The following is a 17,225-nucleotide window of genomic DNA, read 5'->3' as shown; positions in this document are numbered from 1 at the left end:
GTGCCGGCGTCCCGCTGCGCTCGCGGACCGCTCCGGGCGGGCGGGCTGAGGCAGGGCTGCGGGTGCTCGGCCGCGCGTCGGGCACGGTGACCCCGAGCAGGGTGGCGTCCTGCCACGTGTCGACGTCCCGCGTCGCGCGGGCCGGCAGGGGGACAGCCTCGACCGAGAGCGGCGCGAGCAGCCTGCGCAGCGGCGCCCCGACGAGGTCCCCGGCGCCGGAGAGGGCGCGTCGGAGCGGGTCGAGGGCGTAGACCGCGAGGAGCGGCTGCGCCCGGCCGTCGACGTCGTGGCCGACGAGGGCCTCGGCCTCCGGGCAGGCTGCTGCGGCTGCGAGCAGGGTGGGGACGGCGTCGGCTGCGTGCGGCAGGTCGCAGGCGAGTGCCAGCACCCACAGGCTCATGGTGCCGTCCAGCGCCTCGACGCCCGCGGCGAGCCCGGCGAGAGGTCCGCCGAGGGGTGGGTCTTCGACCGTCCAGGTGACGATCCGCCCGCCGGGCACAGGGCGTCGAGGTCCGACGACCACCACCTCGTGGCCTGCGACGGCGTCGAGCACCCTGCTGAGGAGCGGTGTGCCGTCGAGCACGAGCGACGCCTTGTCGACCCCATCCAGCCGCCGTGACGTGCCGCCTGCCAGGACCACCACCGCGCACCGCGCCGCGCCCACGCTCCGTCCCTCGAGCCCGCTCCGCCCTTCGAGCCCGCTCCGCCCTTCGAGCCCGCTCCGCCCTTCGAGCTCCCTGCTCGCCTCGACCCCGCTCATGCCGGGTACACCTCGAGGGACGACGGGTCGATCTGTCCCCACACCGTGGCGCCCGGCCGGGCGCCGAGCCGGATCGCCGTGGCCGCCGCGACGTCGACGCGGAGGGGGAGCGGCGCTGCGCAGGTGACGCGCACAGCCGCGCCGAGCTGTTCGACCGCCGCGACAGTCGTCTCCCAGATGTTCCGCGGCCCGTCGGCAGGCCGTGAGGCGTGCAGCGTCGTCGCCCGGGGTGCGACGGCGACCCAGACCGGGCCGTCGGCAGGTGTCGAGGACGACAGCCGGACGGTCCACGGCCCGGCCGGCGGACGGGTGGCAGCCACGGCCCGGTCGCTTCGGGCGGACGCAGGTCCTGGGAAGGTCCCGTCCACGAGGACCTCTGTGCCGTGGGAGTGCCCCGCGAAGAGGTCCAGGCCGACGAAGGACGCCGCAAAACGGCTCGTCGGGCGGCGGGCGACCTCGTCCACGGTCCCGTGCTGGACGAGCACGCCGTCGTCGAGCACGGCGACGTGCGTGGCCAGGGCCATGACGTCGAGCACCGAGTGGGTCGCCAGCACGAGCGGGACCGGGAGCTGGTCGAGCCAGCCGTGCACGGCTGAGCGGGCATCAGCGGCGACCTCGGTGTCGAGCGACGAGAAGGGCTCGTCGAGGAGCACGCCGACAGCAGGGGCGAGCACAGTCCGCAGGACCGCGAGGACCGCCGACTGTCCGCTCGAGAGCTCCCCGGCCCGGCGTCCGACGAGGTGCCCGAGCCCGAGCGTGTCGAGCGCGGCGAGAGCCCTGAGCCGCGTCGTGGCGGCCTGGGAGCGGCCGCTGCGTGCCGCCCCGAAGACCAGGTTGTCCAGGACCGTCATGGTCGGGAACAGCCGCGGTTCGGCGAAGGTCATCGGCAGCCGCCTCTCGTCGGCCCGCACGTGGACCCCGTCGCCGACCAGCACAGTCCGGCCCGACGTGACGCTGCTGCCGGGTGCGGCTCTGTCCAGACCCGCCAGGAGCCGCAGGACCGACGTCTTGCCCGCCCCGTTCGACCCGACGAGCGCCAGGCGTTCCCCGGGGCCGACCTCGACGTCGACGTCGAGCCGGAGGCTGCGAGGCACGGACCCTGTCAGCCGTACCCGCAGCGGTGCGCCTGCCGAGGCTTCACCGGGCACCGAGCCACCTCCCGCGCAGGAGCACGAGGACCACGACGGCGAGCCCGATCATCAACGACGAGGCGACCATCGCCGCATCGAGGTCGTGGCCGAGCAGCTCGTCGATCGCGACCGGGAGCGTCTGCGTGACCGACCGGATCGACCCTGCGAAGGTGATCGTCGCGCCGAACTCGCCGACGGCGCGTGCCCAGCACAGGGCGATCCCGCCGAGGAGTGCGGGCCGCAGCCCCGGCAGGGTGACGCGGCGGAAGACCGTCCACGGGTCCCCGCCGAGGGTGAGGGCAGCCTCTTCGAGGAGGACGCCGCGGGCCCTGAACGCACCCTCGAGCGAGACCACGAGGAAGGGCATGGCGACGAAGACCTGCGCGATCACCACAGCCGCCGTCGTGAAGGGGACCGTCACCCCGGCGAGGTTCCAGACGAGCGACCCGACAGGGGCTCCCCGCCCGTAGGTGAAGAGCAGCGCCGCTCCGCCGACCACCGGTGGCAGCACGAGCGGGATGGTCACCAGCAGCCGCACCAGCCCTTGCCCCCTGGAGGTGCCCGTGCCCAACCACCAGGCGAGCGGGACCCCCAGCAGCGCAGACACTGCCGTCGCTGTGGTCGCTGTCCAGAGGGACAGGGCGAAGGCGTCGCGCACCGTGGACGAGGACAGCAGCGTGATCGCGTCGGGCCACGGCGTGCGGGCGAGCAGCACGACGAGCGGCAGCACGAGGACGACGACGGCTGTCCCCGCCGGCAGCCAGAGCCAGGCGGGCACAGGGTGGACGGCGCCGGCCGTGCGGGGAGGTCGTGAGGCCGCGGTCGTCACGGTGCGTGGAGACCGTGCTCTGCGAGGGTGGCGGCCCCCGCCTCGGACAGGACGCTCTCGACGAAGGCGTCAGCGACGGCTGACCCGGTGAGCGAGGCGATCGGGTAGGCGGTCGTCTGGGCGACGGCAGGTGCCAGCTCGACGTGGTCGGCGCCTGTCGACGCGACGACGTCGGAGCGGTAGACGAGCGCGGCGTCGACCTGCCCGGCGACCAGGGGCGCGAACGCCGCCTTGACGTCGGGGGCCTCGCTCGCCCCGGCGAGGGTGATCCCAGCGGCTGCGAGCGCAGCGTCGGCGAGGGTGCCGCAGGGCACGGCCGGGGCGCAGCGGGACACCACCAGGCCGTCGGCTGCGAGGTCGGTCAGGTCCGTGATGCCGAGCGGGTTCCCCGGGGCCACAGCGATCACGAGGTCGTTGCGCGCGAAGAGGACTGGGGACGGAGCTGCTCCGGATCCCTCGAGCGTCAGTCCGTCGAGGGCCGTGGCCATGGTGGTCGGGTCGGCTGTCGCCAGCACGTCCGCGGGTGCGCCTGCACGTACCTGGAGCGCGAGGGTGGACGAGCTCCCGAAGGACAGCACGACCTCGGTGCCCGGGGTGGCGGCCTCGAGGTCTGCGGCGATCGACTCGAAGGCGTCGGTGAGCGAGGCTGCGGCCAGGACGGTGACGGTCCGCGACCCCTGTGCCCCCTGCAACCCCTGCAAGCCCTGGTCGGTGCTCGACCCGGCAGATCCCAGGGTGCAGCCGACGAGGGACGTGCCGCAGAGCGCGAGGGCGATGACCGAGACGAAGGCAGGGTGGGACCCTGCCCGTCGGCGGGGTCCTCGTCCCTCTCCGCCCGTCTGTCTCGAAGAGGCCATTTGTCCAGTCTCGCCGCCGGTTCCCCGCAGCTACTGGGGCGAAGGTCCTGGCTCGGGCGCCCCTCAGTAGGTGGGTTGGTCGGGGGCGACGTCCGAGACCCAGCGCAGCACGCCTCCCGCCAGCTCTGCCACGTCGGGGTGCCCGGCGGCGCGCAGCGCGTCAGCCGCACGTGCCGACCGCGCGCCGGACCTGCAGACGACGACGACGGGACGGTCCTGGGGCACCACGCCAGGATCGTCGAGAAGGTCGGGCAGGGGGAGGAGCACCGAACCAGGGATCGAGACGATCGCGGCCTCGTCCTGGCTGCGCACGTCGAGCAGCACGGTGCCCGGCCGGCTCGACAGGTACAGGGCGAGGTCGGCGGGCAGGACGTGACCCACGGTCGGCGCCGGAGCGTCGACCGAGCAGGCCTCGACCCAGGCGTCGGCCACGTCGGCCCGCGACAGGATCGTCGCGCGAGGCCCGCACAGGGCGCAGTCCGGGTTCTTGGCGACGGTGACGTAGCGCCACTCGCCGTCGAGGGCGTCGAAGGTGGCCAGCCGGCCCACCAGGGGACGACCGACCCCCAGCAGCACCTTGAGGGTCTCGGTGGCCTGGGCCGCGCCGACCACACCCGCCATCGCCCCGAGCACACCGCCCTCGGCGCAGGACGGCACGGACCCCGGGGCCGGGGGCACGGGGTGCACGCAGCGGTAGCAGGGCCCTGTCGTCGCGTCGAAGACCGACAGCGCGGCGTCGAACCTGAACAGCGCCGCCCAGACGTACGGCAGCCCGCGCAGGGCGCACGCGTCACCGAGGAGGTAGCGGGTCGCGAAGTTGTCCGTGCCGTCGACCACCACGTCGTAGCCCTCGAGCAGGTCCCAGACGGTCTCGGCGGTCAGCCGCACGCTGTGCAGGACCGTGCGGACGCCCGGGTTGATCGCGGCTAGGCGCTCGGCGGCAGACTCGGTCTTGAGGCGTCCGACGTCGACCGTCCTGTGGACGACCTGACGCTGCAGGTTGGTCAGGTCCACGGTGTCGTCGTCGACGAGGCCGATCGTCCCGACGCCGGCCGCCGCCAGGTAGGTGAGGACGGGTGAGCCGAGCCCGCCCGCACCGATCACCAGCACCCTGGACCGCAGCAGCCTGCGCTGCCCGGCGAGGCCGACCTCCGGGAGCAAGAGGTGCCGCGCGTACCGGCTGCGCTGCTCTGTGGTGAGATCGGTCTCCGTCGGTGTCGTCACGCGCATCTCCTCGTCGGTGGGGCCGTGCCGCTGAGAATCACCGTAGCCCGCCTAGAGGGCCGAAGACCGAGCCCTCGGTCCCACCTAGGTGTGTGCCGCTGCGTCGTCCACAGGCTCCCGACGCCTGCCGTCCAGGAGCCCTCGACCACGTAGGCTGAGCCCCGATTCCCCACCCCTTGCCGAGCCACGAGAGTGAGCGATGAACCACGACGACGTCGAGTCCCTGCGCCGCGACAACGCCGCCTGGCGGCTGCTCCGCGCCGACTCTGCGCCCCTCGTGCTGAGCTTCCTCGGGCGGGTGTTCATCGAGCAGAACGTCCGGGCCATCGGCGAGACCGAGCTGGTCTCGCTGCTCGACGACGCCCTCTACGACCTCAACGTCGGCCACGACCCTGCCCCGTACCCCCGCAGCCCCAAGGCCTACCTCGACACCTGGGCTGCGCCCGACGCCGGGTGGCTGCGCAAGTACTACAGGCCAGGGTCGGACGAGCCGCAGTACGACGCGACCCCCTCGGTCGAGAAGGCCGTCGGCTGGGTCGCGACCCTGCGCGGGCGGTCCTTCGTCGGGACCGAGTCCCGCCTCAACACGGTCTTCGAGCTGCTCCGACAGCTGGCCGTCGGCACCGAGACCGACCCCGACGTCCGCCTCGGTCAGCTCGAGGCGCGGCGCGCGCAGATCGACGCCGAGATCGAGCAGGTCCGCGCCGGCGTGGTCCCCGTGCTCGACGCCGGGTCGCAGCGTGACCGCTACCAGCAGTTCGCCGCGATGGCCGCCGAGCTGCTCTCCGACTTCCGCGAGGTCGAGGACAACTTCCGCACCCTCGACCGTGAGATGCGCGAGCGCATCACCGGGTGGGACGGCGCCAAGGGCGAGCTGCTCGAGCAGGTCGTCGGCAGCCGCGACGCGATCGCCGAGTCCGACCAGGGGCGGTCGTTCCACGCCTTCTACGACTTCTTGCTCTCCCGCGAGCGGCAGGAAGAGTTCACCGAGCTCATCACCAAGGTGCAGACCCTCGACGCCGTGAGCGCCATGAGCGGTGGGGACAAGCGGCTGCGCCGCATCCACTACGACTGGCTCGACGCCGGTGAGCGCACGCAGGCGACGGTCCGGGTGCTGTCCGAGCAGCTGCGCAGGTTCCTCGACGACCAGGTGTGGCTCGAGAACCGCCGCGTCATGGACCTGCTGCGCAGCATCGAGGGGCACGCCCTCGCGCTCCGCGACCGCTCGCCGGACCTCGTGACCGAGATCGACGGGGTCAGCCTCGACATCGTGCTGCCGATGGAGCGCCCGCTGTTCAGACCGCAGGCTGTGGCGAAGATCGACTCCGAGCACGTGGCACCCGGAGAGGTCGACTTCGACACGAGCCGCCTGTTCGACCAGGTGCACGTCGACCCGGCCCGCCTCGTGGCGGGCGTCCGCGAGGCGCTGCGGCACGAGACGCAGGTGTCCTTGCCCGACGTCGTCGCCGCGCAGCCCCTCGACCAGGGCCTCGCCGAGCTCGTCACGTACCTGTCGCTCGACGACCCGCGCTTCACCATCGTCGTGGACGCCGAGCACACCGACGAGGTCCGCTGGATGCTCGGCGACGTCGAGCGCGTCGCGACGGTCCCGCGGGTGACCTTCGTCCGCAGGGCGGGGTCGACCCCGGTGGTCGGGACAGGACCGGACCCGAGCGCAGCGCCGGGCAGGCGGGAGCCCGGGGGCGCGGCACCCGTGCCGCCATCCGCTCCTGCCTCCGCGCAGACCGGCAGAGCAGCCCCGGGCGACGGAGCCGCAGAGACCGCCCCAGAAGCACCAGACGAACAGCACGCACAGCACGAGGAGACCTCATGAGCCAGCCCACGGCCCGCGCCGAGTCGGAGCTGTCGCACGTCGTCACGGCCCTGATGAAGGGCGTCGTGTACCGCGACACCCATGCCCAGCTCTTCGCCGACCTCGTCACCCTCCAGCCGCAGGTGCGCGACTACGTCGCGGTCATCGGGCTGAGCGTCGTGGTCGACGACACCGAGGGCTACGCCTACCTGCGGTCGATGGCCGACGACGACGAAGAGCGCGAGGGCACCCTGCGCCTCGTCGCGCGGCGAGCCCTGCCTTTCGAGGTCAGCCTGCTGCTCGCGCTGCTGCGCAAGCGCCTCGCGCTCTTCGACTCCGAGGGCGGGCAGACGCGCCTGATCCTCGGCCGGGACGAGATCGTCGAGATGGTCCGGGTGTTCCTGCCGTCCTCGAGCAACGAGGTCCGCCTCGTGACGCGGGTCGAGGGCATGGTCCACAGGGCCGTCGAGCTCGGGTTCTTGAGAGCCCTCGGCGAGGGGCAGTACGAGGTGCGCCGTGTGCTCAAGGCCTTCGTCGACGCGCAGTGGCTGGCCGACCTCGACGCGCGCCTCGCGGAGTACTCGGGGTACGCGGCAGCGGGGCAGAACGTGCAGACCGACGGGACGGTGGAGTGATGGAAGGCCTGTTCAGCGCAGTCGAGCTGCACGACGCGGAGGCTGACGTCGACCAGCGGGCCGGGTTCAGGCTCGAACGCCTCGAGGTGCTCAACTGGGGCACCTTCGACCGCACCACGTGGTCCTTCGACCTCGAGGGGCGCAACGCGCTGCTCACGGGTGACATCGGCTCGGGCAAGTCGACCATCGTCGACGCGATCACCACGCTCCTGCTGCCCGCCAACCGGATCAGCTACAACAAGGCGGCCGGCGCGGAGGCCAAGGAGCGCACGCTGCGCTCCTACGTGTCCGGCTACTACAAGTCCGAGCGCAACGAGGCGACCGGGACCTCGCGCCCCGTCGGGCTGCGCGAGGGCTCCACGTACTCGGTGATCCTCGGTGAGTTCGTCAACCGTGGCTTCGAGTCAACAGGCGTGCTCGCGCAGGTGTTCTGGCTCAAGGAGGGCGACCAGGGGCAGCCGAGCCGCTTCTACGTGACGGCGACGTCGAGCATGACGATCGCCGAGCACTTCGCCAACTTCGACGGGGACATCACGCGGCTGCGCAAGCGTCTGCGCGAGGCCGGTGCGCAGGTCCGCGACACCTTCCCCGAGTACGGCAAGGACTTCCGCAGGCTGCTCGGCATCGAGTCCGACCAGGCCATGGACCTGTTCCACCAGACCGTGTCGATGAAGTCTGTCGGCGACCTCAACGAGTTCGTCCGCCAGCACATGCTCGAGCCCTTCGACTCCGGGCAGTGGACCGACAGGCTCGTCGCGCACTTCGACGACCTCACCCGCGCGCACGACGCCGTCACCCGGGCGCGAGCGCAGATCATGCAGCTGACCCCGCTCGTGGCCGACTGCGACAGGTTCGCCGGGCTCGTCGACCAGGCAGCCGCGGCGACAGCGCAGCGTGACGCGCTGCGGGTGTTCACGGCTCAGCGCAAGGACGCCGTCCTCACGCAGCAGATCGATGCCTACGACACGGCGATCCGGGCCCGCGACGAGCGCCTCGTCGCCCTCGACACCGAGATCAAGGCCGTCGAGGCCGAGCGTCGTCGCCTCGAGCTCGAGCGGGCTGGGCACGGTGGCGACCGCCTCGCCCAGATCGAGGCCGAGGCTGCGCGCCTGGAGTCTGTGCGCGCCGACCGGGAGAAGCGCGCCGCGGAGTACCGCAGCAACCTCGAGGCTGCCGGGCTCGAGGGCGTCGCGGACGGGCCTGAGTTCGCGGCCCGCCGCGAGCAGGTCCTCGCCCAGGTCGCGACCGAGAAGTCTGAGCTGCAGCAGGTCGAGACCGCGATCGGGGAGCTCGACTACGCGCTGCGCGAGCAGAAGGTGGTCTCCCGCGAGATCACCGAGGAGATCCGCAGCCTCCAGGGTCGCAGCTCGAGCCTGCCCGCCCGGAGCCTGCAGGTCCGCGCGCAGATCAGCGACGAGCTGGGCATCGCCGAGGACGAGCTGGCCTTCGCCGGTGAGCTCATCGCGGTCCGCGACGACCACCGCGACTGGGAGGGTGCTGCCGAGCGTGTGCTCCGCAGCTTCGCGCTGTCCCTGCTGGTACCCGCAGCTCACTACGACGCCGTGTCCGGGTGGATCAACAGCAACCACCTGGGCCAGCGGCTCGAGTACTACCGCGTGCCGACCGAGGTCCGCCCGCGCGTCGAGGCTGATGGTGGGGCCGACTGGCCGCACCTGTCCGAGATGCTCCAGATCCAGGAGTCGACGGTCTCGCGCTGGCTCGAGCAGGAGCTCGCGCGCCGCGCCGACTACGCCTGCGTCGACTCTCTCGACGAGTTCCGCCGCGCGCACCGCGCCGTGACACGCGAGGGGCAGATCAAGCACTCGGCCAGCCACCACGTGAAGAACGACCGCAACCGTGTCGACGACCGCTCGACCTACGTGCTCGGGTGGAGCAACCAGACGAAGGTCGACACGCTCCTCGCCCAGGCGACGACGGTCTCCGAGACCGTCACCGACCTCACCGAGCAGCGCGCGGTGCTCATCGCGACCAAGGACGCCGTGGTGGACCGCGCGCACGCGCTCAACCGCCTCGAGATGTTCCGCGACTTCACCGAGCTCGACTGGGAGCAGGTCGTCCACCAGGTCGGCGAGCTCACTGCCGAGAAGCGCCGCATCGAGGCCAACTCCGTCGAGCTCGCCGAGCTCGCGGCGACCCTCCAGGAGCAGACCCACCGCAGCGCCGAGCTGGCGCAGGAGCGCGACAGGCTCATCAGCCGCAACGGTGGTGAGCGGCACGCGGTCGAGTCCTTCCGGACGCAGCGCGAGGCCGCGCGGAAGATCGGCGGGGTCGCCGCCGCGAGCGCAGGCGTGGGCGCGTCGGCGTCGACGGGTGCTGCGGCTGCGGCGGGCACGGCGACCGGAACCGCAGTCTCGGGTGTCACCCAGGAGGCGCTCGACGCCGTCGCTGCCCTGTGGGAAGCCCTGCCCGAGCAGGGTGGCAGCCGTGCTGGTGCCGCCAGCGCCGGCGGACCGGGTTCTGGTGACGCAGCTGCGACGATGTCGGAGATCGACGCGGCCGAGGCCGCTCTGCGCACCCAGCTCACGGGGGTCGTCGAGGCGCGTCAGCGCGAGCAGGGTCAGCTGGCCACGAGCATCTCGAAGCAGATGACGGCCTTCAGCCAGCAGTTCCCCGTCGAGACCTCCGAGATGGACAACGACGTGCGGGCCGCTGGGGAGTACCGCGAGCTGCTCGAGCGCCTGGAGCGCGACGACCTGCCGCGCTTCGAGGAGAACTTCAAGGAGTACCTCAACACCAACACGATCCGCGACGTCGCCCAGTTCGCGGCCGAGCTGCAGAAGCAGTCCGACCTCATGAGCGACCGCGTCGACGTCATCAACGACTCCTTGCGCGCGATCGACTACAACCCCGGCACGTACATCCGGCTCGAGATGACGAACACCCCCAACACGGAGGTGCGCGACTTCCGTACCCAGCTGCGGGCCTGCACGGACGGGATCCTCGGCGAGGACCTCGACCAGTACTCCGAGCAGCGGTTCTTGCGCGTCAAGGAGATCATCGAGCGCTTCCGCGGTCGCGAGGGCCAGACCGAGGCCGACCAGGCGTGGACGCGCCGGGTCACCGACGTCCGCAACTGGTTCGTGCTGTCGGCCTCGGAGCGCTCCAAGGCCGACGACGTCGAGCTCGAGCACTACTCCGACTCGGGCGGCAAGTCGGGTGGGCAGAAGGAGAAGCTCGCCTACACGATCCTCGCGGCGTCGTTGGCCTACCAGTTCCGCCTCGACTGGGGTGCTGTGCGGTCCAAGGCTTTCAGGTTCGTGGTCATCGACGAGGCCTTCGGGCGCGGGTCCGACGAGTCGACGCGCTTCGCGCTCCAGCTGTTCCGCAACCTCGGGCTGCAGCTGCTGATCGTCACGCCGCTGCAGAAGATCCACGTCATCGAGCCGTTCATCTCCGCTGTGGGTTACGTCGACAACCCGACAGGCCGCGGGTCCAGGCTGCAGACGCTGACCATCAACCAGTACCGCAGCAAGCGGTCCGAGCACCTGCTGGGGGCGCTCGGCGCGGAGGTCTGACAGAAGGCCGGGGTGCTCAGAGTGCTCTGAGCACCGTCTGAGTCTGCTCGCGGACGCCGGGGAGGAGCCGTGCCGCCACGTCGGAGGCCGCGCCGTCCCAGTCGTCGATCTCAGCGAGCGCCTCCGCCATCGCATCGGGCGCGACCTCGGCAACCTCGCGCACCTTCTCGAGGACCGTCGCCTCGTCCACAGACACCGCCTCGCAGAACCTCTTCCAGGTGTCGGGCGTGACGTGAGCGGGATCAAGCTCACCGGCGATGCTCATCGAGAGTGCTCTCGCACCGCCTGCTGGAGGCTCGTACGCCAACCCGGTCGCGACGTCGAAGAGCGGCGCCAGCTCCACGTCGTCGCCCTGGAGCAGCACGGCGTAGTTGCGGGCGTGCGCGTCCGGCGCGGCGATGACGGTGTTGTAGACCAGTCCGTCGACGAACTGGGCGACGTTCGCAGCAGCGGCGCGCGCAGTGGACGAGCTCTCACGCAAGAGCCGGACGATCGTCTCCGCGTCCGGGCCGCCCTCGCTCTCGTACTTCTCTCGGACCCCGAGCGCCTGGCAGAGATCCTCCTGGTGCAGGCGGCGGAGGCCGCCAGCCTGGTCGCTCGGAGCCCTGTCGAATCGAGTGATGACGATCGCGTCCTCGCTCTTGAACGACACGTACTCGGTGTGCGCTGCGGAGACGCCGCAGCGGGTCGCGGCGTGCATGCTCACGTGCTCGATCATCGCCTGAGCCCGGAGAGCGTAGATGCCAGGCTTGACGATGTGGCTCGTGGGCTCGGACCCGGTCGCCTCGAACCACTGTCCGTCGGAGAGCCGAAGGGCGAACTTCTGCTGGCTCCCGCCGAGCGACCAGTGCTCACCCGGCATCGTCCAGCTGGCGTCCATGTCGGTCCGGAGCGCGGCGAGGCGCATCTCGAGGTCAGAGTCCGAGACGGGGATGAGCTCGCCCGTCCGGGCCGCGGTCGTGTGGACGTCCTCAGGGAGGCAGAGCTGGACAGCGCCCGGGCAGTCTTGGCCGACGGCAGCGAGGAGGCTCAGGGTGTCGTTCGCATCCGCACCGTGGACTCGGGCGATGGCGCGGCGGACCGCGTCGTTGTCAGGGAGCAGCCCGTCGAGAAAGGTCTCGACCGGGGTTCCGGTGATGGTGCCGGTCGAGGTCGGGAGAGACAGCGACAGAGGTGTGCGTCCTGGTCTGCGTGCCGCCTTGGTGAAGGTGAGGCGGAGCGCTCCGCTCCGACCGCGATCGACCTCTCCGACAACCTCGCCGTCGAGCAGCACGGCGAGGTGTGGGCTGCTAGGAGGCATCGTCGGGCCTGTCGTCGCGGACCATGAGCGAGGCGTCGAGCGTGTCGAGCAGGTGCATGACCAGCCCTACCTCAAGGCCGTGCTTCGAGCCGCTCTCGACCGCGACGACCCACTGTCGAGAGACGCCGGCGGCTTCGGCGAGCTGTGCCTGGGTCAGGCCGCGGTCGGAGCGCAGACGTCGGACGGCCTCCCCCAGCTTGGGGAGCGAGCGAGCGAGCGCGATCGACTGGCCGGACATGGTGTCAGCATACGACGACACCCGATGCATGTCTACGTATGACGACATGCATCCGGTGTCGTCATACGTAGACATGTGTCCTCGCTCTCGCGGGACGACGGCGAGGTCGACCGGAGAGGCTCAGGCGTGCTGGCGGCGGTAGCGGCTCGGGCTCGTGCCCATCTGCTGGGAGAAGGCCGCGCTCAGCGCGAAGGCGCTGCCGTAGCCGACGTCGGCGGCGATCGAGGCGAGGGTGCGGTCCGTCGCCGTCAGCAGGTCGGCGGCGAGGGTCAGGCGCCAGCGCGTGAGGTAGGCCATCGGCGGTGAGCCGACCTGGGTGCGGAAGCGTGCCGCGAAGGTCGCCCGCGAGACGTCGACCTCCCGGGCCAGCGTCAGGACCGTCCAGGGCTCGGCCGGGCGGTCGTGGATCGCTCGCAGCGCCCCGTGGACCACGGGGTCGTGCGCTGTCGAGAGCCACCCGGGTGCGTCGTCAGGGTGGGCGGCGAGCCAGGCGCGGACCGTGGCCACGAGCACCACGTCGACGAGCCTGTCGACGACGGTGCTCTGCCCGACCTGGTCGGTCGTGAGCTCATGGACGAGCAGGTCGACGAGCGCCGTCCCCGGTCCGGAGCCTGCGGGGACGTGCGCCACCCGGGGGAGCGTCTCGGTCGCGAGCCTGCCGGCCTCGCTCGTGCCCGGGTAGGTCGCCACGAGCAAGGAGTCGGTGCCGTCGGCGGTATTGCCCCATGTGTGCGTGCCGTGGGCCATCGCGAGGTGGAGGTCGGTGCCGTCGGGCGTCGTGCACGACTGGTCCGGGCCGATCACCGCACTGGTCAGCGAGGGGTGGGACGGGGCGACCGGGAGCGGACCTGGGAGTACCTCCGGTCCGGTCCCGTCGTCCAGGTGCTCCACGACGTAGGGCTGCGGCCCCCGCACGACCGCCACGTCGCCGGGCCGCATCTCGGTCTTGCGGCCGTCGGCCACCAGTCTCCCGCTCCCACGCAGGACCACGACGAGGGTCAGGGCTGCCTCGTCCCGGACGTCGATCGACCACGGCGGGTCCATGACGACGCGGAGCGTGAAGGCTCCGCGTGCGCGGGGGTGGTCGAGCAGACCGGACAGCGGGTCCATCCCTCGACCCTAGACGCTGACGTATGTCTTGCCGCGGATGAACCATTCACAGTCTCGTCCACAGGCTGTGGACTGAGCGTATGAACTCTCCGACAGCACATCTGCTCGCCGCTGGGGGAGCCGCCGTAGTCGGTGGCGTCTACCTCGCGTTCTCCACGATGGTCATGCCTGCGCTGCGGTCCCGACCCGCCGCCGACGCGATCGCGACGATGCAGCACGTCAACGTCGCGGCGGTGCGGGCGCCGTTCATGGCCGTCTTCTTCGGCTCGGCCGCTGCGGCGGTCGCGGTGGTCGTCGTCGAGGTGCTCCGTGCGCGGTCCGCGGACGACGCCAGCCTCGGGACGGCGCTCGGGGTGGCCGGGGCGCTGCTCTCCCTCGCCGGGTTCGTCGTCACCGTCGCGTACAACGTCCCGCGCAACGACCTCGTCGCGGCCCTCGACCCGACGTCGGTGACCGACCAGGCGCGCTGGCTCGACCTGGCCCGGGAGTGGACGTCGGCCAACAGCCTGCGCGGCGGGCTGTCCCTGCTCGGGGCAGTCCTGCTCGGCGCGCGGTTCCACCTCGGCTGACCACCCGCTCGACTATCCTCGGGGCATGCCTGTCCCGCCGGAAGCGACGCCTGACCAGACGACGTCGAGCCCGGTCGCGGGGGCCGAGCCTCAGCCCGAGGCGCCTGGGCGTCTCGGCGGTCGGCTCGAACCGGTCCCGCCGCAGCAGCGCGGGCTGCTCACCGAGCAGATCGCCCGCAGGCTCGAGCACGACATCCGGTCCGGCGACATCGCCGTCGGCGCCAAGCTGCCCTCAGAGCGCGAGCTCGCGATCCAGTTCGGGGCGAGCCGCAACGTGGTCCGCGAGGTGCTGCGACGCCTGGAGGCGCAGAGCCTCATCGAGGTGGCGCCCGGGCGCGGCTCCTTCGTCAGCGAGCACTCCTCGGCCCAGGCCCGCGGCTACGACGCGCTCTACCGCGCGGAGCGGCCGACAGCCCGGCACCTCATCGAGGCGCGCATCCCGCTCGAGGTCGAGATCATCGGGCTCGCGACCGAGCGCGCGACCGTGGCCGACATCGCCGCGATGACCGTCGCCAACGACCTGCTGCTCACGGCGCAGGACGTCGTCACACAGGCCCGGGCCGACCTCGACTTCCACGACGCGATCGCGGCGGCCTCGGGCAACCCTGTGCTGCGGATCATGCTGTCGTCCATCAGCGGCATGATGTTCGAGATGATGCTGCGGTCCAACTCCGACCCGTCGATCGGCGAGCCTGGTGTGCCGCACCACCCGGAGATCCTCGAGGCGGTCAAGGCCCGCGACGTCGACCTCGCCCGTCACCGCATGCGTGAGCACCTGTCCCTCGGCCTGCGCACCTACGGCGCCGACCTCGACGTGTCCCTCGACGTCATGGCCACCCGGCACATCGAGACGCTGCTCCGGAGCCAGCAGGGCGGGTGAACCGCCGAGGCTGACGTGGGCCGCAGGCGTGGTTCCTGCCGACGACTGCCAGGCCAGGCCGGTGGTCCGACCCAGGGCCCAGCACCACCGCCGTGCCTCGCACCGGTGCTCGAGAGCAGACGCACGAGAACCCCCGACCGCATGCAACGGTCGGGGGTTCTCGCGCGTGGTGCTGGATGGAGCAGGTGCTCAGCGTGCCGACGTGGTGAACCGTCGGCGTCCGGCGAGGAGCAGAGCGCCCGAACCGAGGAGCACGCTGACGAGCAGCGCGGACGAGCCGAGCTCGGCGCCCGTCGCGGCGAGCGGGGCTGCCGTGACCGTGGCCGGTGTGGCCGGTGTGGCCGGTGCTGCCGGTGCGGCGACCACGGGTGCAGGCGCTGCGGGTGCCACCGGTGCGGCGACGGGGACCGTGACGATCGGACCTGTCGCCACGGGGACCTCGGCGGGAGTTGTGCCCTCGGTGACGGTCACGGAGATCTCGGCCCAGCGGCCCGAGGTCCCACCGGTCGCCTGGACGTGGTGCTCGCCTGCGGGCACGCCCGCCGGGAGCGCGACGACCAGGGTCGCGACGCCGTTCTCGTCGGCCACGGCGGTCCCCAGGAAGACGGGGTCGGAGTGCAGGAAGAACGCGACAGTCTCGAAAGGCTCGAAGTCGCGGGCCACGAGCGTGATCTTCTTGCCGGTCACGAGGGTCGTGGTCGACCCGGTGAGGTCGGCGTCCGGGGTGGACGAGCCCCTGGCGGGCTCACCGGCGACGACGATCCGGACGGTGTGCGCTGTCGCGTCGAGGGTCTTCGAGGCCGCGGTCTCGACCACGATCTCGTGCGTGCCGAGGTCGAGGACGGGCACGGTGACGGTGACGTCGCCGGAGGCGGGGACGGGGATGTCGACAGGCTCTCGGGTCCCGGTGATCCGCAGGGCTGCGGGACGGTTCTCGGCAGGCAGGCCCACCGTGAAGGTCGCCGGGGTGCCGACGGTGGTGGTGACTGTCGCGGGGACGGTGACCTTCGGGGTCACGGGGGGCACCGTGACGGGCGGGGCTCCGACGGTCGTCGAAGAGATGCCGAAGGACTCCTTGAAGCGCTCGTCCCCGGAGTAGGAGGCGTCGACTGTGTAGTCGCCCGGCTGCGTGCCGTCGAAGACGACGGTCGCGACGCCGTCGACCAGGGCGGCCTCCTTCTGCATGCCCTTCGTGCCGAGCCTGACGAGGACTGTGCCCGTCGGGTGGACGACCTCGGCGACCCCGGCGAAGGTCGGCAGCTGAGCGCGCTCGACGGTCACCGTGATCTCGACGCGCGGGCTGCTGATCTTGGGCACGTCGACCGTGACGGTGGTGGGTGCCTTGGCCGCCGGCCGGGGTGCCTCGACGACCATCTGCATGCCCTCGGACACGCCCTTCGAATAGCTCTTGTCACCCGAGTAGGTGGCGATGACGTCCCTGTAGACCCCGGGCACCAGGCCCGAGACGACCAGGGAGACGGCGCCGCCGTCGAGCTCGGTGGCCGTGCCGAGGGGCTTCCCGCCGTCGTAGGTGAAGGTGATCGTGCCTCGAGGGGTCGAGAGCTCCGGGGCCTGGACGACCTGGGCCGTCAGGGTGACCTCCGAACCAGTCACGAGCGGGGGGACGGGCGCGAGGACGTCGGACTTCCACCTGACGCGGACGTCCTGGACCAGGGAGACGGACTCCTTGAGGTTGAGGTCCGTCGAGCCGCTGTAGGTCGCCATCAGCTCGTGGTGCCCGGGTGCAGCGTCGATGAGCGCGGAGGCTGTGCCGTCGACGACCGGCGACGCGGGGACGATCGGCGTGCCGTCGAGGGAGAACGTGACGCTCCCTCCGGTGACCGGCATGCTCTCGCTGAAGACCACGGCCTGGGCCTCGATCTTCTCGCCCGGCTCGACGACGTTCGAGAACACGTTGAGGCCTGTCGTCGTCCCGCGGAGCTCGGGCACGTCGGAGACCACGGCGACCTGCTGAGGCTGGCTCCGGACGTCGTCGATGTCGGAGTACCTGCACACCGCGACGAGACCGTGGGTCCCGGGGGTCGCGAAGGTCACCCACGCGTCGTAGTAGCGCTGCGACCCGTCGCCGCCGCTCTCGTAGGCGGGGCCACCGCTCTCGTCAGAGGCCTCCCACGCCGCGCTGAGGAGCGGGAAGTCGACGTTCTCCGGACAGACGATCTCCGCCCGGTACTCCTTGCCGACGACGACCTCGCTCCCTGCGAGGGTGATCGAGGGCGTTGCGGGCACAGCTGCGGCGGGCAGCGCCGTGGCGGCGAGCGTGCCGAGCGCGAGCGGTGCGGCGAGGAGCGCGGCGACGAGCCGGTCGAGTCGGGTGGCGCGGGGC

Annotated in this window: 14 protein-coding genes; 5 read left to right on the top strand and 9 right to left on the bottom strand. The window is 71.8% G+C overall.

The genetic code is table 11. The annotated features are described in order from the left end of the window. The 5 genes from mobA to moeB form a co-directional block, all read right to left on the bottom strand. The coding region (gene mobA / locus HZZ10_RS17475; protein WP_179914488.1) for a molybdenum cofactor guanylyltransferase at nt 1–760 on the bottom strand (760 nt) is incomplete at its 3' end. Next, a complete protein-coding gene (locus HZZ10_RS17470) occupies nt 757–1,854 on the bottom strand; it encodes an ABC transporter ATP-binding protein (RefSeq protein WP_179914487.1) in 1,098 nt (365 codons plus the stop codon). The genes mobA and HZZ10_RS17470, both read right to left, overlap by 4 nt. 43 nt (nt 1,855–1,897) lie before the next feature. Then, a complete protein-coding gene (gene modB, locus HZZ10_RS17465; RefSeq protein WP_056135533.1) occupies nt 1,898–2,719 on the bottom strand; it encodes a molybdate ABC transporter permease subunit in 822 nt (273 codons plus the stop codon). Next, nucleotides 2,716–3,576, bottom strand: a complete 861-nt coding sequence (modA, locus tag HZZ10_RS17460) for a molybdate ABC transporter substrate-binding protein (RefSeq protein WP_228087774.1) — start codon at nt 3,574–3,576, stop codon at nt 2,716–2,718. The genes modB and modA overlap by 4 nt, the downstream gene beginning before the upstream one ends. Nucleotides 3,577–3,639: 63 nt before the next feature. Next, a complete protein-coding gene (gene moeB, locus HZZ10_RS17455; RefSeq protein WP_308507612.1) occupies nt 3,640–4,800 on the bottom strand; it encodes a molybdopterin-synthase adenylyltransferase MoeB in 1,161 nt (386 codons plus the stop codon). Between the two features lie 199 nt (nt 4,801–4,999). Between moeB and HZZ10_RS17450 the strand changes: the two genes are divergently transcribed. The 3 genes from HZZ10_RS17450 to HZZ10_RS17440 are packed head-to-tail and all read left to right on the top strand — an operon-like array spanning nt 5,000 to nt 10,784. After that, the gene (locus HZZ10_RS17450) at nt 5,000–6,634 is read left to right on the top strand and encodes a DUF3375 domain-containing protein (RefSeq protein ID WP_179914486.1); all 1,635 of its coding nucleotides are present in this window, start codon (nt 5,000–5,002) and stop codon (nt 6,632–6,634) included. Then, nucleotides 6,631–7,248 (top strand): DUF4194 domain-containing protein, encoded by a 618-nt coding sequence (locus tag HZZ10_RS17445; protein WP_056135541.1) that lies wholly within the window; start codon nt 6,631–6,633, stop codon nt 7,246–7,248. Before HZZ10_RS17450 ends, HZZ10_RS17445 begins: the two co-directional genes overlap by 4 nt. Beyond that, complete coding sequence (locus HZZ10_RS17440) at nt 7,248–10,784, top strand: ATP-binding protein (protein WP_179914485.1); 3,537 nt, start codon at nt 7,248–7,250, stop codon at nt 10,782–10,784. The genes HZZ10_RS17445 and HZZ10_RS17440 overlap by 1 nt, the downstream gene beginning before the upstream one ends. A 16-nt stretch (nt 10,785–10,800) precedes the next feature. Here HZZ10_RS17440 and HZZ10_RS17435 read toward each other — a convergent pair whose 3' ends face one another. The 3 genes from HZZ10_RS17435 to HZZ10_RS17425 all read right to left on the bottom strand — a co-directional run bounded on the left by HZZ10_RS17435 (nt 10,801) and on the right by HZZ10_RS17425 (nt 13,432). Continuing rightward, nucleotides 10,801–12,084 carry a type II toxin-antitoxin system HipA family toxin gene (locus tag HZZ10_RS17435; protein ID WP_179914484.1) on the bottom strand — a complete coding sequence of 428 codons (1,284 nt, stop codon included), beginning with the start codon at nt 12,082–12,084 and terminating at the stop codon, nt 10,801–10,803. Beyond that, nucleotides 12,074–12,322 (bottom strand): helix-turn-helix transcriptional regulator, encoded by a 249-nt coding sequence (locus HZZ10_RS17430; RefSeq protein WP_228087773.1) that lies wholly within the window; start codon nt 12,320–12,322, stop codon nt 12,074–12,076. The genes HZZ10_RS17435 and HZZ10_RS17430 overlap by 11 nt, the downstream gene beginning before the upstream one ends. A gap of 120 nt (nt 12,323–12,442) precedes the next feature. After that, entirely contained in the window at nt 12,443–13,432 is a 990-nt protein-coding gene (locus HZZ10_RS17425) for an AraC family transcriptional regulator (RefSeq protein WP_179914482.1), read from the bottom strand. An 80-nt stretch (nt 13,433–13,512) separates the two neighbouring features. On the opposite strand from HZZ10_RS17425, the gene HZZ10_RS17420 reads away from it, so the two are divergent. Next, nucleotides 13,513–14,001: an anthrone oxygenase family protein gene (locus HZZ10_RS17420; RefSeq protein ID WP_179914481.1), complete on the top strand. Its 489-nt coding sequence runs from the start codon at nt 13,513–13,515 to the stop codon at nt 13,999–14,001. A gap of 25 nt (nt 14,002–14,026) precedes the next feature. Continuing rightward, nucleotides 14,027–14,881 (top strand): FadR/GntR family transcriptional regulator, encoded by an 855-nt coding sequence (locus HZZ10_RS17415; protein ID WP_228087771.1) that lies wholly within the window; start codon nt 14,027–14,029, stop codon nt 14,879–14,881. 189 nt (nt 14,882–15,070) lie between these two features. Here the strand turns inward: HZZ10_RS17415 and HZZ10_RS17410 are convergent. Further along, the coding region (locus tag HZZ10_RS17410) for an Ig-like domain-containing protein (protein WP_179914480.1) at nt 15,071–17,225 on the bottom strand (2,155 nt) is incomplete at its 5' end.

The organism is Sanguibacter inulinus (assembly GCF_013415325.1).
In the GTDB taxonomy this organism is placed as follows: Bacteria; Actinomycetota; Actinomycetes; order Actinomycetales; family Cellulomonadaceae; genus Sanguibacter; species Sanguibacter inulinus.
This window is presented reverse-complemented; position numbering and strand designations above follow the sequence as displayed.